This window comes from Mesorhizobium japonicum MAFF 303099 (assembly GCF_000009625.1).
In the GTDB taxonomy this organism is placed as follows: domain Bacteria; phylum Pseudomonadota; class Alphaproteobacteria; order Rhizobiales; family Rhizobiaceae; genus Mesorhizobium; species Mesorhizobium japonicum.
Genome location: NC_002678.2, coordinates 4,618,452 through 4,639,121, shown reverse-complemented (window position 1 = coordinate 4,639,121; position 20,670 = coordinate 4,618,452). Strand labels below are relative to the sequence as shown.

Here is a 20,670-nt window from a genome sequence, read left to right as displayed (position 1 = left end):
CCTAGCCTTTGCGCCATCTTCAGCATTTGCGAGGCGCTAGCAGGCCCTGCGACTAGCTGTGGTGCCTCAGCAGGTTGTCCCGATCGAAGCCGAGGCGGCTGATGGGTGGTTTTGATTGTAAGCTGCCATGTGGCCTATGCCAATTGTAGCGATGAAGCCACCGTGGCAGTTCGGCGTTGCGTTCATGAGAAGTGTTGTAGGCTCGGGCGTAAGCCCATTCGCGCAGGCTCGTCTGAATGAAGCGCTCGGCCTTTCCATTGGTCTTAGGCGTGTACGGCCTGGTGAAGATCTGACGCAGACCCAGACGCCTGCAGGCTGCCCGGAAAGCTTTTGACCGGTAGCAGGAGCCGTTGTCGGTCATCACGCCCTGCACTTTGATGCCGAGGCTGGCGTAATAAGCGATGGCAGCTTCGAGGAAGGCGACAGCGCTCTCCTTGCGCTGGTCGGGCATGACTTGGACGAAAGCGACGCGCGAGGCATCGTCGATGCAGACGTGGACGAACTCCCAGCCGATGCCGAGATGGCGGTTGACCGCGCCAGGATATCGCCCGGTGATGCGGTGTCCCACAGAGCCGATCCGACCGAGCTTCTTGATATCGAGATGGATGAGCTCGCCGGGATGCTCGCGCTCATAGCGGCGCACCGGCTCGGCCGGTTCCAGGTCTTTCAGCCGTGCCAGGCCGGCGCGTGCCAGCACTCGGTTCCCCGTCGCCTCGGACACGCCGGTTTGCATAGCGATGTGCTTGCCGGTCAGGCGCTGCCGGCGCAGCGCCAGGATCGCATCCGCCACCGCGGCTTCGGTTCGCTTCGGGCTTGTCTTGGGCCGCGAGGAACGGTCGAGCATGCCGACGCTTCCCTCGATCCGGAGCGCTCCACCCAGCGCGCCACCACCTTCGCCGTCACCCCGTATGTCCGCGCCGCATCGGCTTTGGAAAGACGCCCTTCAACAACGTCGCGGGCCATCTCCTCTCGACGCAGCGGCGTCAGACGGGCATTCTTGTGGATGTTCATTCGGTCCTCCGAGAATCACTGAAGCTTCGACTACCTCAGCTTTCTCGGTCGGGGCCGAATGGACAACCTCCTGAAGGCTCACAGCTAGGTGACTATGCGCAGGGTGCTCTGGCATTTTGTGAAGACTTGCCAGAGGAGATGATTTGCAAATGGCCCGAACGAAAAGGCTCATGAAGGCAAGCGAGATCCCCGCGTAGACAGGGTGATTAAGGCTGGCTGCGATATCTGTGCCATCGGCAATAGAGGGTACGTGCTCGGTGACGTAGAGGAGATGGCCGCGGCAGCGGATGATCTCGCGCGCATAGGCGAGGAGTTTGGCGATCGCGATTTCTTGCTGCCCGAAATCGTTGCCCACTTGAAAACGCTTGGCCGATATATCGATCCCGAATCGCCGATCGAGACTTGGCAGAGCTACCGCGGCAATCAGAAGCTACAATAGCCATATCAGACGACGGCCGGACACTGGCCGGAAGCCCTGTTGACTTCTTTTGAACAACCGCAAAAGACGCCATCAACGGAACCTGCTGAGCCGAAACATGACGCCACGTAACGACTCAGCTATGCCTACGGCGCAGCGGACCTGAAAAGGACCGTCCGGCCGGCGCCGTTCAGGCAACCTCCAGAGAGGGCGTCGGCCTTTTTCCTCGGGTCGAATCGTCAGGCGCGCCGTTGCGGGGCCGAAGCTTGCGCGCGATGTTTTCGCTGATTTCGGCTGTGACTCAGTTTGGCGTAACCCTCCCGACGCGGACGCATAACGCTTGGCAGACCAGATGCGCCATCGGTGAGTCAAGAACCATCCTATCGGAACCGGTAAACCCGGTCGGGTGACGGTGCCAATGTCGCATCGATCCTGCGGCAACGGCCGACAAGTTGACCCGTCGGAGCGCTTGCCAGCTTGTTCTTGAGAGAACTCCGGCATTGCTCAAGCGATGAAAAAACCACAGGGGTATCGATTGGTTTGCAGACAAAGGGCTCGCTTGAGCTGCACGAAAGCAAAATCATCACTGCCGCAGTTGCCGGGTCCATCGTTTATGCTCCCGATATTGGGCGACCATCAACGCCGAGCAATCAACCTCCAGCACTTCAGTCCGGCTGCTTCAAAAAGCCCGTCCCAGGTCGACCCGGGACGGGTATGAAAGTGCGCCAGAGAGCGCTATCGAATTATTTGCAATCAGCCAGGAGCTTCAACGCTTTGTCGGCGTCGCCCTTAGTCGCGTAGGTTTTTTTGCCGGCATCCATCAACTTCGTGCCGTCCGGCTTTTTCGTAACGACTTCACACTTCTTCGTGGCGGCATCCTTTGCCACCCAGTATTCCGTGGCAGCGAAAGCGGGCAGACTGCAAACGGTTACGATTGCAGCGGCAACGGCTACTTTGCGAAACATCCTCATTCCTCCATTAAGCGAACTTGTCCCTCCAGTCCCAAGTTCCTGAACGACTTTGACGTCATCGTGGCGATAAGTTTACAAAACCGTATGGAACTGGGCCGCAGAGCCTGCCGTGGCGGATAAGAGCGCCCGGCAGGCTCCTGACCAATGCAGGCGAACGAGCACCCCCATCTCTTGCGCAACATTGGCAGGCAGCTGGATTTTTGTTTAGTCCTGATCGTCACGCTTCGGCATCGAAGGTAGTCGCGATTGTTTTGGTCGCAGTCGCTACGAGACCGGCAACGGCTCGACGCATAGCCACGCCCTCGCAAGTGAAGTGACCGTGCCGGTATAAGCCGTGCGCTGCCCCTCTTGGCGCCCCGCCGCCGGCCCCGTGAAATCGGCAGACACGATGCCCGCGTTTAGCCGGAGCCTTGACGGTGATCTTCAAGCCATGCGGCATGATTGGCGTACTGGTAGAGGTAGCGGCGCCAGACCTGGTGGTGCTGGCCGGCAACCATGCAGCGAAGGCGACTGAAATAGCTTTCCACCATGTTGGTGTGCTTGCCGGCGTGCCGATATCGTGTGGTGCGGCCTTCCGAGCCGTCGGACCGGCTCGTCTGCGCATGTCTCCAGTTATGCTGGATGAGGTCGGCACTGCCTTGCGCGCTGAAATGGTGCTGCGCTAGGACTGGGTAGCAGGCGGAAACTTGAGGCCGATCGAGCGCAAAGTGTGGCCTGTGAACGCCGAGCTCTTCGCCTCCTTCATCGCTTGCGCAGTCGCGCTAAGAGGCCGCGAAATCCGAACGGCAGCCGAACCGTTTGGATATCAATATGATCTGACCCAAATGCGCTCCGTTGCAGGAAATCCTCTAGTCCCTTCCGATCAAATGTCTGCTGGGTTTCAGGGCCAATGAACTGCAACCATCTCATGGAAGAGCAATCCGTCGCATAGATCGACATTGCTCCGCCGGGGCGTAGGACCCTGCGGGCTTCCGCTAGTGCTGTTCCGTCTGGGGAACAGAAATAGATCACGTTGACGGCTAGAACTTTGTCAACGGATGCGCTTTCCAGTGACAGGCACTCGAAGGTGCCCTGGATTAGCTTCAGTCTTCCTCGTTGAATTGCCGCTCGGTTTCGCGTCTGGGCCTGACGGAACATTGTAGGCGACCGGTCTACCCCGGTAATCCTGCCGCTCCGCGCGAGCTGCGACATTTTCCTGAGCGCTAAGCCAGGCCCAAATCCTATTTCGAGCACGTCATCGTGTTCCGCGATGTCCAACAGTTCGATGGCTCGTTTGTTGGGCAAGAGATTTATCAGGCCCATTACCGCCCCGGTCAAACGTCCGAACGTGCCTTCCGGCATGGAAAACTGTTGGGAGATGAAGTCATGCAGGCCTAGGGCGCCCATGCCTTCAATTGTTTTCTCGATTAGCTCAGGCTGCAGGAGCGACATGCGAGGGGCTAGGAGTAAGTCAGGCACTACTGGCGTTAAGGGCGCCTCCTGGGCAATTTCATCGTACATTCGGTTTTTGCTGCTTCTGGTTAGCAACCGGCAAAATCTGTCACTGGCCTTCAATAATCGAAGCCACAGCTTGCGGGTATTTCGTTTGGCGGGTCTCGTGAGGAATTGCGCCAACGTGGCCTTTTTTCATTCACTCGATCCAAGATCCTGGCTTAGTGGAAGCTTAGGCCAGACACATCTCCACCGCGACTTACGGATTCGTATTGTTGGGAAGCCGCTGAAAGCGCACGTTTCCGGTCGTCCCATGACGCCCATATGACGCTCTCACAGCATACTCACCACGAAAAAGCCCGCCACAATGAGGCGGTGGGCTTAGGAAAATACTGTAGCCGGTCATGCCTCGCCGTCGATGCCTTAAACGTACCTATGACCGTTGCGCGCCCATTCGTCCCAGCCTTGGCTGCATGCTTCGTGCCAGCCCAGGCTATATTCCGAATCGCAAGTGTCCAGGTCCACGTCTTCGCCCAAGCTGAGCGCTTCGTTAGTAGTCCAACCAAGCGACCATTCATCGTCGGTGTTATCCCCTTCCCTGTCATCGGTGCCAACAACTTCCACGGCGCCGGCCACCACGGCTCAAGATCCGGGTCAGGTTCTACCAGGTCCAGCAGGGAAATTAGCCGTTCAATTTCGTCCTCGATTGAGCGGCGGACGCAATCCGCCCATGGACACGATCTTCGATGACCTATCCCAAGCCCTAAGAGCGCCCCGTACCGACGCGTGGGGTCCTGTCCGCGCCATCGCCCCAGACCTTTGCCGGCAAGCTGCTCATGGGCCTTGCTATAGGCCTGGGCGTGGGCCTTGGAACGGCGATTGCGGGCCGACCCTGCAAGCAAGTTTCCATTCGTATATTAGAGACCGCTTGACTAAGCCGCTCATGGCACCAGAATCATGGCATGGCGAAGGGCATCAAGGTCGGCGACGAGGTTGCGATCACAGCGATCGTGCGGAAGCGCGTGACCGAAGATCGGGTCAGCGTCTCAATCCCGCACTATGGGTTTCCACACTCGATCGTGGACCGGACATCGACGCTGAAGAAAGGCCAGCCGATAGAACTCACCGGCAATGTCCTCCGGGTCGACGAGCATACAGTTACTGTGAATCTGTCCCCGCCGGTGACGGTCGACATTGCAGCCGTGAAGCTGGTGACAAGCTATGTGCCGCCGAGGAGGATGAAGTCACTCGTCGACAAGCCGACCTGAACGGAACGTGCAGATTGCCCTTCCATTAGCCTTTGTGCATATTTGACGGGCCGGGTATCTCCATTCCCGGAAGGCCCGGTTGCCGTCTGTGGACGTCGTTATCGTACCGAGTGCTCCCTTGCAGACGCGCTGTCGACGGATGGAAAGACGCGATAACCGGCCATTTAGTAGATGTGGTGCCTACTCACTGGCGACATTGGGGTGAAGAGGAGGAGGAAGGCTAGTTCGGGTGAGCTCGTTCCGCGATCACGCCATAACCCAAGGCTGACAAATCGGGCAAATATGCTGCGCGGCGGACAAATTTCCGTCTGGCCGGCGCCTTTACCCCGACGCCCCGCCCAACAAGGTGTCGGTCATTTTTCAAGGGAACCTCCCGACATCAGGGCCGTTTTCACGGATGGCTCTCGTTACCGGCTTCGCGTCAGCAGTGGTAGTTCTCTTTGTCGTGTTGCTGTTTACGCACGCAGCCCGAGACCTGCAAAGCTCGCCGATCTATCACAGGATATGTCGCCGACTTCGCCGAGCGCTTTAGCGCTTAATCGGCTTCGGAGTGATCTCCTCGACGCGCACGTTGTCGCCGATCTCTCTCGCCCAGGCGAGAGCTTTGGCCTTATCGTTGGTCGTTAGCACTGTGCGCCAATTCGGCGCCTCGTAGACGCTCACGACGTAGGTCGTTTCCATCTCGTCGGTCATCGGCTGTGGTCCTTCATGGTTTGTTGACCATATTAGCCCACGATAATACTCGACATGATGGGTAGTACGTACATGCCCACAAAGGCCCCGGCGTATGTCACCCCAGCGCCGGGGCCTCAGCTCCAATCCTATTAGGCGCGCCTCATGCAAGCTTCGTTGAAAGCTAACAAGCCGCAAGCCCCTGATTCGGTTCCAATGCCGCCGAGACAGGGGATTCACAGATTCCGGGTTTCGATCTAGAATCCGCCCATGGATACGATCTTCGATGATCTCAACGCTGCGCTCAGAGCGCCCCGTGTGGACGCCTGGACGACTCTCCGCGCCGTTGCAGTAGACTTTGCCGGGAAGCTCATGGGCCTTGCTATAGGCCTTGGCGTTGGTATTGGAATGGCTTTGGCCGGCTGAGCGTTTGCAGCTTGGTGGGTGCTTGGGCACTCAGTCTCACTTGCGACAATGCTAATATACGGTAGAATACGCTCGGAGCGAGTTCTCATGGCCCGCTTTTGGCCGGTGCAGTTGCACGGGTTGGGGTTAAACAACTGCGCCGGCCCCGTTTTGTTCTGGTCCTTGCAATTATCCGCAATCGCCGGGTAGCTGCCCGCCGCAAAGTCCATGCTGGTTTTCACCTTACGTTCTCGTCCACATGCGCTACAAGGCGCATGAGTTTATCCAGCCCTAGACGCATCGGCTGGCCTTCCGCATAGGCCAAGGCGTAGGGTTCCAGTTCGAACGTCAAGACTATTGCTGGGACCGCTAACAGACACACTGGAGTCGCGACCGCCCGCGGACAAGGCTGCTCTACATCATGTTTCCTGCACGACAGTGGCTAAGAAAGTGAAGGAAGTACCACCGTAAGCGCAGTTTCGTCTAAGGCGAAATAGGCGAGAATTGCCATCATATCGTGGGCTGATCATCTAACCGGCTGTCTCAAGAAATCGATCAGACCAACGGCGGAACTTTCCGGCGACGACAATCTTAGCCCGCCAGCATATCATCGGTGACTTCGCGGCCAGTATGGCGAGGGACGATCAGGTTCGTGAGGTCGAATCCCTGGCGCTTCGCTTCGGCAAGATATCGTTCGCGGGTATCCTGCGCCAGGTCTGGGCTGCGGGCGAGCAGCCAGAGATATTGCCTGTCGGGCGAACCAACGAGAGACACCTTGTATTCGGGATCGAGCTTCAGGACCCAGTAGTCACCGCTGGTGAACGGTATCCACCGAATGTATTTCGGCAAGAAGGTTACTTTCAACCTGGATCGGGCGTCATCGGCCGGAGTGGCCTCGCCGATTGCCCGAGATGGTTTGCCGTGCTTGTCGAAACAGCGGTTGTCGACGCGAACCGTGACACTGTCGTTCAGTGAATAGTTCGCCGTGATGTCCGTCGCCGTTTCGTCTTCATATTTAATCGGGAGCCGGCACAGTTCATACCATTTACCAAGATATTGGCTGAGGTTGAGTGAGGTAATGGCCGTGACGGCCGCCGTGTCTGTCATGAAGTTCTCCTTGCCATCGATCCAACCCCTGAACACGCGTTAGGGTTCCCAGAGGCCAAATCTTGCGATGTCAATCTCCTTTCTTCGTTCAAGTCGACAGATCCTAAGAGTTGTCCGAGCGGTCGCTTGCCGTCAGTGCATTTTGGCTTGGACAACCCCTGTGGCATAAACCAAAGGCAGAGCCGAAATCCACGACTTCGTGCGCAAGATCGACAAGCCGGACGATGCGACGATCGAGGCACAGCGGGCTGCCCCTTGAACAACTTGGTGCCGTCTTCATCGAGGAGAACGGCGGCGGCATCCGAGACCCGCTGCATAGCCATGGCAATCAATAACTAGGCCGAGTGAATGCAATTTTCTCAAAAAACCCGCTAGCTAAGAGCAAGCGGGGCAAGTTTTGACAGAAGATAGAAGTTAGAAACCGCCTAATCGGTTGATCGTAGCTTGGTCCGAATCCCTCCGGTGTCAACCAATCACAAGATTATAGCTTGGCTACATCCAATCAGCTGTTGAAGGCCGACTCGATCTGGTGTGGCTGCGGTAGCTGTCCGTTAGGCGTCAGCTTGTCCACAATGCCGGGCAAGGCGGCAGAAAGCTGCTTGAGCAGTTCCTGCTCGTCCATCCCTGTCCTTTGAGCGATCTCGCGAATAACTTGGGGCCCTATGGCGCTGCCTAGATCATTCGCATTGATCGGCTGGTTTTGCCCGGTTCCGACCCATGAATCAGCAACACTGCCATGGCCGGCATCTCTCAGCCTGTCGAGCAGGCCGCCGAGTCCTCCCAACAATCCTCCATCGGCAGGGGTCGTCCCGGAAGGAGCGGGACTTTGCTGTTGATCCGACTGGCCCGCGTTTCGACCCGTCAGCATTTTTCCGACCAAAAGCGCACCGAGCGCGACCATCAGTGGTTTGGTGATGTTTCCGCCGGGAACGGCGTTGTCAAAAAGTCCCATACCAAATTCTCCATTCAACCAAGCAAGCCCTTCTCAAACATGGCGCATCCCGGCGCATATTCAAGCTGGCTTGTGCTTTTGATGATCCTATGAAAATGATGAGCCTGCGGAGGATGGAAGAATGTCAATCATCAGTTGGATCATCCTTGGGGTTATCGCTGGCTTCCTGGGCAGCAAGATAGTCAACAAGACCGGTCAAGGTATTCTCCTCGACATCGTGCTCGGTGTCGTCGGTGCCATTGTCGGCGGACTCATTTTCAGCGCGTTTGGCGCTTCGGGCGTTACCGGCCTCAATATATACAGCTTGGTGGTTGCGGTCATTGGAGCCGTTATTGTGCTGTGGGCGTATCACCAGATGACTGCCAACCGAGCACCTTAGATCAGAATCCTTCAAGCTGAGACGCCGGTTTTCCGAGCAACACGGATTCGGTCGACGCCTAACCGGCGTTGGGCGGGTGCCGTCTATTTCCAACTGCGCGGCTGCGAATAACCTGACTCCTCCAGAAAGCCAGGTTTTGACTATCTCCTGGCGAGGAGGTCGCGAATTTCCGTGAGTAGCGCGACGTCGGCGGGCGGTGGAGCCGCTGGTGTTGCCGGTTTTTCGCGCTCGAGCCTTCTGCGCAGATTGTTCACAGCCTTGACTATAAGGAAGATGATGAAGGCGAGAATGACAAAATTCAACGCCACGGTGATGAAGCTCCCGTAGGAAAAGACGGCGCCTTGCTTCTTGGCGTCGGCCAGCGAAGTGGCATTGACCGCTGAGGAAGGCCGAGAAAATAGTTATTGAAGTCCAACCCGCCAAAGATCGCACCGACAATCGGCATGATGATATCGTTGACCAGTGAATCAACGATTTTGCCGAAAGCTGCGCCGATGATGACGCCGACAGCCAAGTCCATCACATTGCCCTTGGAAATGAATTCCTGAAACTCCTTGAGCATCATCGTATCCTCCGGGTTACAGCCTGTTCGAGAGATTGAACTGAGATTGCCCCAACGTCTACGGGTTTCGCGACGTGGAAGCCTTATGTGACTGGACGGCAGCCAGAGATTCGTGACCTCGATCACCCGAAACTTTAAACCGGCCCTAAAGGCCAGTTGTTATAATCCACGGGTTGGTGTCATATCCCAACCGTGGGTAGTGTCTCAGTTTGAAATTCGGCGGCATTTACGCGCCGCTCGCTCTCGCCCTTCCGATGTTGACAACACCGCCTCGCTCCGGAAGCGACCAAATTGCTACGCCGCCCCGAAATGATACGATGGCCAGGACGCCAACATTCAACCTGGTACCACGACATTCTCGACTTGCTTGCTGACCTTTAGAGGAAGCGGCTGCTCGCCCAGTAGCACTCTGACAACGACGTCACGAGCATCTTGGGGATCGAGCGAGTGCTTTGCTATCAGGTCCCTACACTCGTTGACGATCTGGTCGACGTCCTGCATGACCTTGAGCTCCTTGTAGCGATCGTGCCGATACAGCCCCATGCTTTCACCAACCACCTCAAGGATATTGATGATGCGGAATGGCCAATCGCGCTCGTGTGCACACAGTTCGCGATGATCGGAATGGTAAACCGCAACCAAGGCGTCCACACCCGCGGCACTAGCCGCTTCGAGTTCCCTCAACTGCAACTCACGCTTGAACTTCGGAAGCGCACCGACATGCACGCTTTGCAGACCTACAGCGGGCTAGTTCAGATCGACAAGCGAGATGCCAGGGATCATCTTAAGGCTTTCGGTGGCGGCCTCCACGATGCCCGCGACGCCAGGATGCTTGTGCAGCGCGACGCGCATCTCGACCCTGCGCTGCAGATGCGGCTTTAACTGCGCCAGCCGCTGGCCGATAAATCTTAGGAATGGGTTCATCTCGAACGGGCGGGAGCCGCGCTGTCGTTCCACCGTTGGCAGGATGTTTTCCGTGAACTGGACGTAGCAGGTCGGACACCAGGTGATCACCTGTCCCGACTTGGAGTGCGACAGTTTCTCCATCGAGCTCGAACCCATGCGGCCGCTCATCTCGGCGTCACCGGACTTGAGTTGCACGATACCGCAACAATGGCTCGGACCGCCCATGACCTGGTAACTGACACCGAGCACATCCATGATATCGAGCGCAAGCAAGGCAATGTGCGGCGTCTTCAGCACATTGCAGCCGGTGTAAAACACAAAGTCCGCCGGCTCGGTGGGCATGGATACTGACGCTGATTTTTGACCCAGCCTTTCCAGGACCTCCGTATCGAGTTGCAAGCGCGACAGCATCGTTACACCGCGGCTGACCTCCCGGTATCTCTCCACGCCTGCCCTGCGTCGTTCAGCAAGCTCCTTGTCGGACTTCGCAGCGCTAAGGCGCGCCATGGTAAGGAGAAAGCGAGGATTGACGCCGTAATCGCACGCCTTGATACATTCTCCGCTGAGCATGCAAGCGGCTGCCCATTTGCGGGACGCTTCCGGACCGCTACCGTTTCGCACAAGATCGAGAACACCGCCAATGAGGTCTTCGGGCGTCGCATCCGAGATGCCGGCGGGCGCTATTGCTTGGACAAACCTCAGCGCACTTGCCACATCGTGTGCAAGCCTCAACCATATCCTGGACACGTTCGCCCAGAGCCGTCTCGAAGGATGTCTCATTCACTGGGGGCATCGCGGGCTCCAAGTCTGAGGAATGGGCCTTGTGCGCGCATTGGCAGCTCGGAAATTAACATAAGAATCGGTAATCTTGAAGGACGAGGTCCGCCCAAGTGGGCTTCGGCCGCATTGAATGGCAAGATCGCCGTGATCAGCGCGGATGACGAGGGCATCCGCTAAATAATGCACCGCTTTAGGAAACCAAAATTCGCTCAATACGTTGTCGCGCTCTCAACGATCAGGAGGGTCGTGCAATGGGCAACTTCTTACCGCTCTCCATCAAGTTGGTGGACGGCAAGATCGTCACGGTTTCGTCGATCTGCGAAGCGGAGATAGCTCTCAAAGGTCAATGGCGGAACAAAGAAGCGGCATCTTACAAGGATGCGTGTCGGCTGATCGCTTCAGCAAAGGACGGCGCATGCAATCCAGCCATTGCGTTTGCTGCGTTTAAATCCGCCGCGATCGACCAAGGCCTGGTGAAATCCACAGGCAAGAGTGCCGCGCTTAGCTTGCTGGATGACGTGAGCAAGGACATCTGCGGGGGCTTCTCTATGAGGCTGCTGCGGTCATCCTGACACGCTGTTCCACCGAAAGCAGCCTGCGAACATGGGGCCTCAAGTTCGGGAGAGGATTGGCTTCAAACGAGCTGCCGTGGCCGTGGCACGCAAACTGGCGGTGATCATGCACACGATGCTCAAGACTGGCGAGCTCTTCAATTCGAGTGCGGGAGCCTCAACGTAATCCAGATAGCGTTCAGGATCTGAGCGCCTGATGCGTCCCTGCCGGGACGTGAGCCGAGCCATTCCTCTGATGCGGTTGCACTGCTGTCTTAGCAAGTGCGTTGTCCACATTGAAGGCTCGTCCTCGAAGCTCCATCATGCGGCGACCGATGTCGACCGCGACAACCATGCACCCGGCAGCGCCGTATCAACGCGATAGATGCTTGACGCCCAAGCCGCGATTAGACAACCGCATCACAAGCGGAATGTCTGCTTTGCGACGGACGCAGCACAAAGCGGTCGTTCAACTCACACCCGACGGTCCGAAGGGTCATAGGCTGATTGCGCCGTGATGACTTTCCGTTTCAAGAACCGGCCAAGCCTCGATAGACGCAGGAACGCCAGGGTGCCCAAACCCGTCTGCGCCTGTTGTCGAGATGCCATGATCGCTGCGCGATGAGCTTCTTGTTGTTCCAGGTAGCATGCCAGTGCAAGGTCATAACGTGACGCCCGAATGTCGCCGGGCGGCGGTCGTACGATTGACGTTCTCCCGGATTGAATGGGCCAATCGGAAAGGCTGGGGCCCAGCATAGCGTTTCCCTTGAGAAGTGTTGATTTGAGAGCCTCTCCTATGGCCGTGAGGGATGCGTACGAAGAACCGTGATTGGTTCGTGAAAAGCGTCTTTCCAGCCTGATTGCAGTTGAAGTCGCACCAGGTCCGGGGAACAATCGAGTGTCCAACATGGCTTGCGAACGGTGGCGCAAACACAACTTCTGTTATTCGGCGGCTTCACTCTTGCTGGAGGCAGCCTTGCCAATGCAGCGCTGAGCCGCAAAGCGCGTGGTTTGGTGACTTATCTCGCACTCAATCCCGGACAGTCCCATTCGCGCGAGAAACTCGCCGCGCTTCTATGGGGCGATACTGGGGAGCCGCAGGCGCGGATGAACCTTAGACAGGCTCTGTCAGCGATCAGGAAGGCGTTGCCATCGGTCGACGACCGACGCCTTTTGGCACACGGCGACAATGTCACCCTCAAGCTCGACGATCTTGAGATCGATGTGGCACGGTTCGAGCGCCTAGCGTCAGGTGCAGACCACGAGCAGCTTGAACAAGCCGTTGTTGTCTATCGCGGTGACTTGCTCGATGGCTTCGCCCTGAAGGAAGACCCGTTCAACGACTGGCTCAGGGTGGAACGAGAGAGATTGAGGACGATTTGGATCGGCGTTCTGGAAAAACTTCTGCATCACTACTCGGTTGAGAACAATCTGGCCGCTTATGTCGAGGCAGCGAGGCGCCTAATCGGGTCGGATCCACTCAGGGAAGACATTCACCGAGGCCTCATGCAAATCTATGCCCGCCAAGGCCGACTGAACATGGCACTGAAGCAGTATGCCCAATGTCGCGAGGTCCTTCGCAAGCACCTCCAGGTGGAACCGGAGAAGGAGACGCGTGAGCTGAACGACAGGCTCCGTGCTAGCCGTTCGGTAACGTCCAAAGCGAATTCAACAACGTTGTTGGAACCCGCGGCAGGCCTTGTCGATAGTCCGGTGCCAGCCTCGCTGCGCCCAGAAACGCACTATGTAAAGTCGGGCGGGGTCAGCGTTGCCTATCAGGTAACCGGTGGGGGGCCGTTCGACCTCGTCTACGTACAGGGCTGGGTTTCCAACCTCGACTATGCTTGGGAATCCCCGCGGCTGGCGCACGTGCTGCGCCGGCTGGGGTCATTTTGTCGGCTGGTCCGCATCGACAAGCGAGGCACTGGGCTTTCTGATCGCAACGTGGGCTTTCCAACGCTGCAAGAGCGGGCGGACGATGTACGGGCGGTACTCGATGCAATCGGATCGCGACGGGCGGTCTTGTTCGGCAGTTCCGAAGGCGGCGTCCTTTGCATGCTTTTTGCGGCGACCTATCCCGAGCGAACCCAGGCACTCATTCTTCACGGTGCTTATGCCCAGGGACTGTGGTCACCCGACTATCCTTGGGCAAAGACTAGGGAGGACATGGAAGAAGAACTGGCCGAAATCGAACGCAAGTGGGGAGAGCCTTGGGATTTGGGAAGAGGAGCGCCGAGCTTGGCGAACGATACGCGCGAGCAACAATGGTTCGCAGCCTATCTGAGGAGTTCGGCGTCTCCTTCCGACGCGATCGCATTATGGCGATGGGGCGCCGAAGTCGATGTCCGTAACATCCTCCACGCGATTCACGTACCTACTCTGATACTCCATAGGAAAGGCGATCGATGGGTCAAGGTCGAAGAAGCGCTTTACCTGTCCGAGCGCATTGCTGGCGCCACGCTTATCGAGCTTCCGGGAGATGACCACCTGATCTGGGGCGCCGATTCGGACCGTCTAGTCGACACAATTCAACACTATCTCGCCGTGAAGTTTCCGACGAAGGCCAGCTAGGCTGCAAGGCTGGCTTGTCTTTTTCCTGCTTGTAGGAATCGGCGATCTAGACGCCTTTTTTCCGTCGCAAGAAACAGACAGGCCATTGTCTCACTCGTCTCAGTTCATTCCGCACTTATGAGTTCACGGCCCTAGTGACAGAACCGGTAGACGCGTGCCAGTCTGTTCGGCACCGTCATAGTTCGTCTGCAGTTCTGAAGCCAGCATCGTGGGCCATGCCAATCCAAGTCGCGGCCGTCTTGGCACAATCGGATGCGCGGCAGTGGGTCTCAAAGGCGGCGAACTCCTCGTTAGCACCAGCCCCAGACGCGGCCAGATGATTGATGCGGTGGGACCTGACATAACAGCAGAAATCTGGTCTTGTTCAGCGAAGGCTCTAGGAGGTCTTCTTCATTTTCGCGGTGCTTTGGGATGCCTCGAATCCTTGGCTAGACCGCGCGCGACTCCGCGATCCCCTCCTCTGCTAGAATCGCGAGGAGCTGTGATGAGGCCGAAGGGAGAGACCGATCAGCGCGGCCAACTCCCCAACCGTTTTTTCACCGTCTATCAAATGGACGACGGCCAAGAAACGATTGCGGTTACCGAGAACGGCGAGCCACCGTGCCACTTCAGCCGCTTGGTTGCGGAATCTGCGAAGTTTCGCTGGTTTGCGTCGCAATCTCCCTGGCGACATTGGGGGTGAAAAGCATGAGAAAGCCTAGTTCGGGTGCGTCTCCTTCCGCGATCACACCATAACGTTCCCCCGATAAATCGGCCATCTGTGCAGCGCGGCGGACCTATTACCGCCTGGCCGGCGCCTTTTACCCCAACGCCCCCCGCCCAACGAGGCGTCGGCCAGCTTCCATTAGCGCTTCTGCGGCTTCGACGTGATCTCCTGGACCCGCACCTTGTCGCCGATCTCCTTGGCCGTATCGAGCGCTTTCTGCTTGTCCTTGGTAGTCAGCACGGTGCGCCAGTGCGGCTTCTCGAATACGCTGACCACGTAAGTTGTTGCAGGCTTGTCGACCATCGCTGCCCCTGTAACGCGAAAGCCCGCACTCCTTTGGCGGAGAGAGCGCGGGCCGATCAGGGCGTCGCCCCGATCTTCGGCAGAGGACCCGCCCTGCCGCGCTGATCAACTTTTAGCGACGTCTAATGTTCCTGGGCGATTTGATATTGAAAAAGGCCGGCGGCCGAGCCATTGCAAATGGGGAAGGTGCGGGTGGGGCATTGGGGCGCTTCGACACCCGCGCACCGTTGCGGTGGGGCCCGGGAGCCTCCCCCGCATAATTGATTTATTCCTACACAAGCGAGTCTCGCAATTAAGCCTGTTGGCCTACGCCGTAGGCGGCAGCGCCGGTCCTGTCCATTCCATCGGATGAACGGCGCATCGTCGCCGGTGATATCGTTCGTCACTCTTTAATATATAACTCAAAAAAGGATACAATTATCCCAATAATGACGGCTAAATGAAGCGTCAAATGAACGTACAGCAGGGGCCGTCTCGCGGGTAATGATGAGGATCTTGCCGATGAGCAATTGGCAGCAGGCGAACCTAAGCAGCATGAAGGTGGGATATCCAGGGCAATCGTGACGCCCCAGACGCCCGCCCGCTCATCAATCTCGACGACCTTGGACCTGGCCTTCGCGTCGACGAGATCGTTGGCTCCGAGGTCCGCAGCTCGGATGACAAGATCGTTGGCGAAGTTCGAAATGTCGTGATTGGCACGAAGGACCGATGGGACTACGCAGTCGTTGCCTCAGGTGGGTTCTTTATCGCCGGGAAGGACAGCATCGTCGTCCCGCTACGTTATCTTCAAGTGAACGAGGAGCGGACAAGCTTCTACCTCCGCATCTCCAGCGCCGATGTCAAAGCCGTGCCGTTGATGCCCGACCAGAAATATCTGTGGCTTGCGGATGAAGCGTGGCGAGCGAAGAACGATGCGATCTTCCAGAAGTTGATCCCGGACCCGGTTCGCTCTGGAACCCCGTCGGTCCCACAAGCCAATACCGACTCCAAGTGAAAGATCGAGCCAAGCCAGCTCGTTCCCTAGCGGTCGAGACCGCGATCACGTGTTAGGCGAACGCACGAGCCTTCACGCGCACTTCTTGCGTTCAGCTACCTCGACACCAAGCCGGAACGCCTGGCCGTCCGCGTAGGAGCGCGCGTAACTTTCGGCCTCGAAAGGGAAGGTCAGCGTGTTGCCGTAGGCTGTCACGCGGACGGTCCATTTCTTGTCGCGAATGATTTCGACTGCGTGCTCGGGCGATCCCATGTGTCCTCCCACGATCACCAAGTGAGGGCACGGAGATAGCGTCGCAAAAGTCGTTTGAATGCAAACAATTCGACACGTCGGTGTCGTAATGGCGTTGGTCCGGTCAAATGGCCTGTTGGCCAGCCTCCGGATGGTGCGTCTACTATCGAGATTCAGACGACCAGGGGAAATTGAGATATTGATCGCGGCTGTCGTAGCAGATGTTGCCATACATCCGTAGATAGCCATCTCTTCGCGCCGGATCGGCATAGACCGCGCCTGGATTGGCAAGATCCTTTTGATAGTCGCCAAGGTTTTGCGCCGTGATGACGTGCGGCAGGATATCCATCGCTTGCGGGATCGGCTTTCCCTCGAGCCAGTCGGCCGCATGCTGGCCCATCGCATATCCGAAGACAGGCGAATTCAGGCTGACCGTCATCTTGTAGGGACCTCCCTTTGTGATTTCGGCTATTGCCTCGGGCTCGCCGTCGATCCCTCCGATGAACTGATCCGGCCTGTCCTTGCCAGCCTCCCGCAGCGCCTGCAGGGCGCCAAGGACGACACCATCGGCGCCCAGCACCACGTCCACATGCGGATGCGCCTGGATGACCATCCGCATCGTGGCCAATCCTCCTTCCTTGCTGACGGGATTGGGGGAGATATCGGCTACGATGCGCACGTCTGGCAGCGTGTCGAGCGCATCGCGGATGGCGACGAAACGCGGCGTGAGAAATTGCAGGCTGTCCTGGGTCAGCAGCACCACGTCGGCTCGGCCGTGGAACTTGTCCTTGATATACGCGACCGCCGCGTCTCCCAGTTCCTTCCCGGTGAGATATTGCGGCGCGTTGAGCAGCGACGTTGCCGGCGGTGCGACGACCGTGCTGACATAGGTTCCAGACCACATGGCCTTTTGCAGGCTGGGGGCCAGCGCCGCCGGGTCTACGGGAGACACAACGATCCCGCCCACCCGCTCGGCGCGCAGCGCCTCGACGTCCGAGATCATCTTGGCGCTGTCATTGGCGGCGAGGGCGACACGATATTCCAGATGGTTGTCTTCGGCCGCCTGAGCCAGGCCATGATCGACACCCTCGATGAACTCACGCTTGTTGTCCTTGGCGAATGCCAGGATCGGCTTGAGGTCGGTTGGCTTCGAGCAGCTCGGCGCCGTTGGAACGAATGGCTGTAGAACCGTCGGAACGGTAATGCCGGGTGACCCCTCGGCCATCGAGGCGACATTGGTTGCGAGCAGCAGAGCAGCGATCGGCAGCAACTGCCGCATGGCGAATCTACCGGTCTGCCAAAACATCGAACTCTCCACCTGAAGAAAACGCCGGGCGCATCCTTGCATGACCCATGGCGGAGGCAAAGCCTGCCAGCGCGCATAGCCCGTCACTGCGGCAGGGCAAAGCTCAGAACCACCGCTGTCCCGGGATCGCGTGCCTGATAGGCAACATCGGCGTCGATGCTTCTTGCCATTGCCTTGATGATGCGCGTTCCCAAGCCGGTGCCCTTGATGACGTTGCCGGCGTTGCCGACGCCGTCGTCCTCGACGGTCAGCAAAGCGCGACCCGGCCCGTCCTCGCGCAGCAATACGCGTACATCGCCGGATTTGTCGGGATAGGCATATTTGAAGGCATTGGTGACCAATTCGGTCACGATCACCCCGAGATTGATCGTGGCGTCGATGCCGAGTGTCAGCGGCGCCAGATCGCTGATCAGGTTGGCGCCGTGCCCCTGGCCACGCATCGAGCCGCCAAGGTTTTCCAGGAGGCCGCCGAGATAGCCGTCGAGTTCGACGATGCCGACCGAGCCGGAGGTGTAGAGGCGCTTGTGCACCGAGGCTATGGCGAAGATGCGCGCTTGGGTTTCGGCAAGCGCATCCTTGGCACCCTTGTCCGTCAACACATTGGCCTGCAGGTTGACCAGCGATGAGACCATTGCAAGGCTGTTGGCGACCCGGTGGTTGACCTCGGCCAGCAGGAGTTCGGCGCGGTCGCGCGCCGCACGCACCTGCGCCTCGGCGGCTTCCTTCTCGGCGACGAGGCGTGCCTTGGCGACAGCCTGATCGAGAGCGGAGGCCAGAAGGGCTATGAAGTCGTCACCGATCGTCTTCGGCACGAAGTCGCTAGCCCCGGCCTTCAGGGCGGCCACCGCGACGCTCATTTCGGAAGAGCCTGTTACATAGACGGCGGGGGGAGCAGCGCCGCGCGTTGCAAGCCTTGCCAGGAATTCAAGCCCGGTCCCGGCTCCCAGATAGTGGTCGAGCGCCAGGACGTCGAAGCCGCCTTCCTCAAGTCTGGTCAGAGCCTGTTCCGGGCTGGAAGCATGCTCGACGACGAAACCGAGGCGGCCGAGCTTTTTCTGTACGAGGCGCGCGAGCGCGTCGTCGTCATCGATGTAGAGGACCCTGGTTTCAGGCATCGCTTTTCAGGCCGTTTCCGGGACCTGAATGACGGTGAACAGGAGGCCGAGCTGCCTGATGGCGTTGGCGAAGCCTTCGTAGTTCACGGGCTTGGTGATGTAGACGTTGGCGCCGAGATCGTAGCAGCGCTGGATCTCGCGACTGTCGTCGGTCGTTGTCAGCACCACGACAGGAATCCGCTTGAGATGCTGATTGGCCTTGATTTGTTGCAGAATATCGAGGCCGGTCATGTCAGGCAGATTGAGATCGAGAAGGACAAGAAGATGACGGCCGACGCTCGCATCGCCAGAGCCATCCGGCCCGAGCAGATAGGCGAGCGCGCTGGAACCGTTGGTGAAAGCCACGACATCGTTGTTGACGCCGGCGCGGCGAATGTTCTTCTCGATGAGACGCGCATGGCCCTCATCGTCCTCGATCATGACGATCGTTACAGGTTTGCCGGCTTGGCTCATGCAAACGCTCTTTCGTTTGATGCCGCGATCAGCGGCAGCTCTATCCTGAAAGTTGTCCCAACGTCGAGCTTTGATTTGACCGTGATATCGCCGCCTAGCCTGCGCAGGATGGCTCGTACATGCGCAAGTCCGATACCGTCGCCAGGCAGGTCCTGTAGACCCGATCGCCGAAACAGCTCGAAAATGCGTTCCACGTCCTGCTCGGCGACGCCGCGGCCATTGTCCTCGAAATCGATGGCGATGCGGCCACCGGGGATAATCCTTGCTCCGACCCTGATGCGAAGTGGCCGCGCGGGCGAGCGGTATTTGGTCGCATTGTCGAAAAGGTTGGCAAAGACCTGCTCGAGCGACAGGCGATCGGCCTCGATCTCAACGCCTGCGAGATCGACGTCGATCTTCCCGCCCGCTTCCTTGACCTGATGCTGGAAGCTGGAGACGGTGCTTTCGATCAAAGACGCAAGTTGAATGGTTTCGGGCCGCAACGGCCTGCGTCCCTCGCGCGAAAGCTGGAGGATGGCGTTGATGAGCCCATCCATTTTGCGCGTCGACGAGCGGATGAAACCGATGGCTTCCGGCAGGTCCTCCGCCGCCGCCACTCGTGCGTTGGCAACGAGGGGGTCGGACGCGTTGGCGCCGATGCCGGACTTTTCGATGAGCGTCTGCAGGCTGGCGACGCCTGCTTCCAGCTCGCTGGTGAAACCCATGATGTTGACGAGAGGCGCGCGCAGGTCATGGGTGACGATGTATGCGAAGCGCTGAACCTCTTCATTGGCCCGCACCAGGTCGGCGGTGCGCTCGCGCACCCTGGTTTCCAGCCCGCTGTTGAGAGCCTCGAGGTTTCGCCGCGCGGCGCTGAGTTCGCGCGTGTGGCGCAAGAGCGACGCCCAGGCAAAGCCGACCACGATAACGATCGCTATGCCGCCGGCTATGGTAATCATGCGCAGCCAGGCGAAGTAGGACCGTTGTTCCGCCACCCGCGCGGTCAGCCGGTCGTCGGCCGCAAGGATGATGCCGTTGAAGTAGACGTTGGCCTGATCCATCAGCGTCTTGCCACGGTTGGAAGCGACGATCGCCGCCACGGCATCGTCCTTGCGCTGTCGCTTCAGGGCGACGGTCTTGTCCATTTCGGCAAGTTTTTCGCCGATGATTGCCTTGAGCTGGTCGATCGATGCCGCAGTCTCGGGTTCGCCGGCAACGAGGAGCTGCAACTTTTCGAACCGGCGAAGAGCCGAAGACTTTGCCGTATCGTAAGGCGAGAGATAGATCTCGTTGCCGTTTAAGAGGAAACCCCGCTGACTGGATTCCGCCGAGAGCAGCGAATTGCGGACATCGACGGCGGCGGTGCGCGTGTCGCGCGCCGCGATCACATCGTCGAAGCTGATGCGCGACTTCTCGGCGAGCAGGTATGTGGCGGTGACGATGCCCATCAGAACCAGCAGGCCCATCGCCAGCAGAGCGCTGGAGCCACGCAGCATGACCTTGTCGGTTGGATTTTCAGACAAATTCGTCTCACTGGGTGCGCATTGGTGGCGTTATCTCTAGCGAGCGTTATACTTTCCCACAACCGACGCGCCGCCC

Annotated in this window: 20 protein-coding genes and 5 pseudogenes; 8 read left to right on the top strand and 17 right to left on the bottom strand. The window is 58.4% G+C overall.

The features are described 5' to 3' along the window. Positions 1–52: 52 nt before the first annotated feature. A pseudogene (locus MAFF_RS23570) lies at positions 53–1,011 on the bottom strand (IS481 family transposase). A 271-nt stretch (positions 1,012–1,282) separates the two neighbouring features. On the opposite strand from MAFF_RS23570, the gene MAFF_RS40710 reads away from it, so the two are divergent. Further along, complete coding sequence (locus MAFF_RS40710) at positions 1,283–1,450, top strand: hypothetical protein (protein WP_244420594.1); 168 nt, start codon at positions 1,283–1,285, stop codon at positions 1,448–1,450. A 722-nt stretch (positions 1,451–2,172) separates the two neighbouring features. On the opposite strand, the gene MAFF_RS23560 is transcribed toward MAFF_RS40710, so the two are convergent. The 3 genes and pseudogenes from MAFF_RS23560 to MAFF_RS23550 all read right to left on the bottom strand — a co-directional run bounded on the left by MAFF_RS23560 (position 2,173) and on the right by MAFF_RS23550 (position 3,900). Continuing rightward, entirely contained in the window at positions 2,173–2,394 is a 222-nt protein-coding gene (locus tag MAFF_RS23560; protein ID WP_044551197.1) for a hypothetical protein, read from the bottom strand. 416 nt (positions 2,395–2,810) lie between these two features. Continuing rightward, a pseudogene (locus tag MAFF_RS37915) lies at positions 2,811–2,951 on the bottom strand (transposase); the annotation flags it as partial. Positions 2,952–3,141: 190 nt separating this feature from the next. After that, on the bottom strand, positions 3,142–3,900 hold the full coding sequence (locus MAFF_RS23550) for a class I SAM-dependent methyltransferase (protein WP_048894797.1): 759 nt from the start codon (positions 3,898–3,900) through the stop codon (positions 3,142–3,144). Between the two features lie 893 nt (positions 3,901–4,793). Between MAFF_RS23550 and MAFF_RS23545 the strand changes: the two genes are divergently transcribed. Then, positions 4,794–5,099 (top strand): hypothetical protein, encoded by a 306-nt coding sequence (locus tag MAFF_RS23545; RefSeq protein WP_010913479.1) that lies wholly within the window; start codon positions 4,794–4,796, stop codon positions 5,097–5,099. A 528-nt stretch (positions 5,100–5,627) separates the two neighbouring features. Here MAFF_RS23545 and MAFF_RS40090 read toward each other — a convergent pair. Beyond that, entirely contained in the window at positions 5,628–5,792 is a 165-nt protein-coding gene (locus MAFF_RS40090) for a hypothetical protein (RefSeq protein ID WP_167316197.1), read from the bottom strand. 249 nt (positions 5,793–6,041) lie between these two features. Between MAFF_RS40090 and MAFF_RS39200 the strand changes: the two genes are divergently transcribed. Next, the gene (locus tag MAFF_RS39200) at positions 6,042–6,197 is read left to right on the top strand and encodes a hypothetical protein (protein ID WP_157866048.1); all 156 of its coding nucleotides are present in this window, start codon (positions 6,042–6,044) and stop codon (positions 6,195–6,197) included. Between the two features lie 570 nt (positions 6,198–6,767). On the opposite strand, the gene MAFF_RS23540 is transcribed toward MAFF_RS39200, so the two are convergent. Then, positions 6,768–7,283 (bottom strand): lipocalin family protein, encoded by a 516-nt coding sequence (locus MAFF_RS23540; RefSeq protein ID WP_044551194.1) that lies wholly within the window; start codon positions 7,281–7,283, stop codon positions 6,768–6,770. A gap of 502 nt (positions 7,284–7,785) precedes the next feature. Beyond that, positions 7,786–8,235 carry a YidB family protein gene (locus MAFF_RS23535; protein ID WP_010913476.1) on the bottom strand — a complete coding sequence of 150 codons (450 nt, stop codon included), beginning with the start codon at positions 8,233–8,235 and terminating at the stop codon, positions 7,786–7,788. A gap of 121 nt (positions 8,236–8,356) precedes the next feature. Here MAFF_RS23535 and MAFF_RS23530 point away from each other — a divergent pair, with 121 nt between their 5' ends. Then, positions 8,357–8,614 (top strand): GlsB/YeaQ/YmgE family stress response membrane protein, encoded by a 258-nt coding sequence (locus MAFF_RS23530; RefSeq protein ID WP_010913475.1) that lies wholly within the window; start codon positions 8,357–8,359, stop codon positions 8,612–8,614. A 140-nt stretch (positions 8,615–8,754) separates the two neighbouring features. On the opposite strand, the pseudogene mscL reads toward MAFF_RS23530, so the two are convergent. The 4 genes and pseudogenes from mscL to MAFF_RS40695 all read right to left on the bottom strand — a co-directional run bounded on the left by mscL (position 8,755) and on the right by MAFF_RS40695 (position 10,818). After that, positions 8,755–9,176: pseudogene (mscL, locus tag MAFF_RS23525) on the bottom strand (large conductance mechanosensitive channel protein MscL). 336 nt (positions 9,177–9,512) lie between these two features. After that, the gene (locus MAFF_RS40705; protein ID WP_010913474.1) at positions 9,513–9,902 is read right to left on the bottom strand and encodes a hypothetical protein; all 390 of its coding nucleotides are present in this window, start codon (positions 9,900–9,902) and stop codon (positions 9,513–9,515) included. 21 nt (positions 9,903–9,923) lie between these two features. Next, positions 9,924–10,424, bottom strand: coding sequence for a (Fe-S)-binding protein (locus MAFF_RS40700; RefSeq protein ID WP_244420831.1), 501 nt, complete (start codon positions 10,422–10,424; stop codon positions 9,924–9,926). 265 nt (positions 10,425–10,689) lie between these two features. Continuing rightward, positions 10,690–10,818, bottom strand: coding sequence for a 4Fe-4S binding protein (locus MAFF_RS40695; protein ID WP_244420830.1), 129 nt, complete (start codon positions 10,816–10,818; stop codon positions 10,690–10,692). Positions 10,819–11,113: 295 nt separating this feature from the next. Here MAFF_RS40695 and MAFF_RS23515 point away from each other — a divergent pair, with 295 nt between their 5' ends. The 3 genes and pseudogenes from MAFF_RS23515 (at position 11,114) to MAFF_RS37025 (ending at position 13,984) form a co-directional block, all read left to right on the top strand. After that, positions 11,114–11,434, top strand: a complete 321-nt coding sequence (locus MAFF_RS23515; protein ID WP_044548933.1) for a DUF982 domain-containing protein — start codon at positions 11,114–11,116, stop codon at positions 11,432–11,434. Next, positions 11,380–11,600: pseudogene (locus MAFF_RS37905) on the top strand (IS110 family transposase); the annotation flags it as partial. The gene MAFF_RS23515 and the pseudogene MAFF_RS37905, both read left to right, overlap by 55 nt. A gap of 734 nt (positions 11,601–12,334) precedes the next feature. Further along, positions 12,335–13,984 carry an alpha/beta hydrolase gene (locus tag MAFF_RS37025; RefSeq protein WP_063825844.1) on the top strand — a complete coding sequence of 550 codons (1,650 nt, stop codon included), beginning with the start codon at positions 12,335–12,337 and terminating at the stop codon, positions 13,982–13,984. Positions 13,985–14,828: 844 nt separating this feature from the next. On the opposite strand, the gene MAFF_RS40085 is transcribed toward MAFF_RS37025, so the two are convergent. Continuing rightward, positions 14,829–14,993, bottom strand: a complete 165-nt coding sequence (locus MAFF_RS40085) for a hypothetical protein (protein ID WP_010913471.1) — start codon at positions 14,991–14,993, stop codon at positions 14,829–14,831. A gap of 461 nt (positions 14,994–15,454) precedes the next feature. Here MAFF_RS40085 and MAFF_RS23500 point away from each other — a divergent pair. After that, positions 15,455–15,987 (top strand): annotated as a pseudogene (locus tag MAFF_RS23500) (PRC-barrel domain-containing protein); the annotation flags it as partial. A 72-nt stretch (positions 15,988–16,059) separates the two neighbouring features. On the opposite strand, the gene MAFF_RS23495 reads toward MAFF_RS23500, so the two are convergent. The 5 genes from MAFF_RS23495 to MAFF_RS23475 all read right to left on the bottom strand — a co-directional run bounded on the left by MAFF_RS23495 (position 16,060) and on the right by MAFF_RS23475 (position 20,594). Next, entirely contained in the window at positions 16,060–16,239 is a 180-nt protein-coding gene (locus MAFF_RS23495) for a hypothetical protein (RefSeq protein ID WP_019863601.1), read from the bottom strand. 142 nt (positions 16,240–16,381) lie between these two features. Next, entirely contained in the window at positions 16,382–17,524 is a 1,143-nt protein-coding gene (locus tag MAFF_RS23490; RefSeq protein ID WP_010913469.1) for a sugar ABC transporter substrate-binding protein, read from the bottom strand. Positions 17,525–17,607: 83 nt separating this feature from the next. After that, on the bottom strand, positions 17,608–18,639 hold the full coding sequence (locus MAFF_RS23485) for a histidine kinase dimerization/phosphoacceptor domain -containing protein (RefSeq protein WP_010913468.1): 1,032 nt from the start codon (positions 18,637–18,639) through the stop codon (positions 17,608–17,610). Between the two features lie 6 nt (positions 18,640–18,645). After that, positions 18,646–19,092, bottom strand: a complete 447-nt coding sequence (locus MAFF_RS23480; RefSeq protein WP_010913467.1) for a response regulator — start codon at positions 19,090–19,092, stop codon at positions 18,646–18,648. After that, positions 19,089–20,594 (bottom strand): sensor histidine kinase, encoded by a 1,506-nt coding sequence (locus MAFF_RS23475; RefSeq protein WP_244420593.1) that lies wholly within the window; start codon positions 20,592–20,594, stop codon positions 19,089–19,091. Before MAFF_RS23475 ends, MAFF_RS23480 begins: the two co-directional genes overlap by 4 nt. Between the last annotated feature and the right edge of the window lie 76 nt (positions 20,595–20,670).

Excerpts from the sequence above, each read along its gene's own strand:
- MAFF_RS40710 (WP_244420594.1), top strand. The coding sequence starts at position 1,283 with ATGGCCGCGGCAGCGGATGATCTCGCGCGCATAGGCGAGGAGTTTGGC.
- MAFF_RS23560 (WP_044551197.1), bottom strand. The coding sequence starts at position 2,394 with ATGTTTCGCAAAGTAGCCGTTGCCGCTGCAATCGTAACCGTTTGCAGT.
- MAFF_RS23550 (WP_048894797.1), bottom strand. The coding sequence starts at position 3,900 with ATGTACGATGAAATTGCCCAGGAGGCGCCCTTAACGCCAGTAGTGCCT.
- MAFF_RS23545 (WP_010913479.1), top strand. The coding sequence starts at position 4,794 with ATGGCGAAGGGCATCAAGGTCGGCGACGAGGTTGCGATCACAGCGATC.
- MAFF_RS40090 (WP_167316197.1), bottom strand. The coding sequence starts at position 5,792 with ATGACCGACGAGATGGAAACGACCTACGTCGTGAGCGTCTACGAGGCG.
- MAFF_RS39200 (WP_157866048.1), top strand. The coding sequence starts at position 6,042 with ATGGATACGATCTTCGATGATCTCAACGCTGCGCTCAGAGCGCCCCGT.
- MAFF_RS23540 (WP_044551194.1), bottom strand. The coding sequence starts at position 7,283 with ATGACAGACACGGCGGCCGTCACGGCCATTACCTCACTCAACCTCAGC.
- MAFF_RS23535 (WP_010913476.1), bottom strand. The coding sequence starts at position 8,235 with ATGGGACTTTTTGACAACGCCGTTCCCGGCGGAAACATCACCAAACCA.
- MAFF_RS23530 (WP_010913475.1), top strand. The coding sequence starts at position 8,357 with ATGTCAATCATCAGTTGGATCATCCTTGGGGTTATCGCTGGCTTCCTG.
- MAFF_RS40700 (WP_244420831.1), bottom strand. The coding sequence starts at position 10,424 with ATGCCCACCGAGCCGGCGGACTTTGTGTTTTACACCGGCTGCAATGTG.
- MAFF_RS40695 (WP_244420830.1), bottom strand. The coding sequence starts at position 10,818 with ATGGTTGAGGCTTGCACACGATGTGGCAAGTGCGCTGAGGTTTGTCCA.
- MAFF_RS23515 (WP_044548933.1), top strand. The coding sequence starts at position 11,114 with ATGGGCAACTTCTTACCGCTCTCCATCAAGTTGGTGGACGGCAAGATC.
- MAFF_RS40085 (WP_010913471.1), bottom strand. The coding sequence starts at position 14,993 with ATGGTCGACAAGCCTGCAACAACTTACGTGGTCAGCGTATTCGAGAAG.
- MAFF_RS23495 (WP_019863601.1), bottom strand. The coding sequence starts at position 16,239 with ATGGGATCGCCCGAGCACGCAGTCGAAATCATTCGCGACAAGAAATGG.
- MAFF_RS23490 (WP_010913469.1), bottom strand. The coding sequence starts at position 17,524 with ATGTTTTGGCAGACCGGTAGATTCGCCATGCGGCAGTTGCTGCCGATC.
- MAFF_RS23485 (WP_010913468.1), bottom strand. The coding sequence starts at position 18,639 with ATGCCTGAAACCAGGGTCCTCTACATCGATGACGACGACGCGCTCGCG.
- MAFF_RS23480 (WP_010913467.1), bottom strand. The coding sequence starts at position 19,092 with ATGAGCCAAGCCGGCAAACCTGTAACGATCGTCATGATCGAGGACGAT.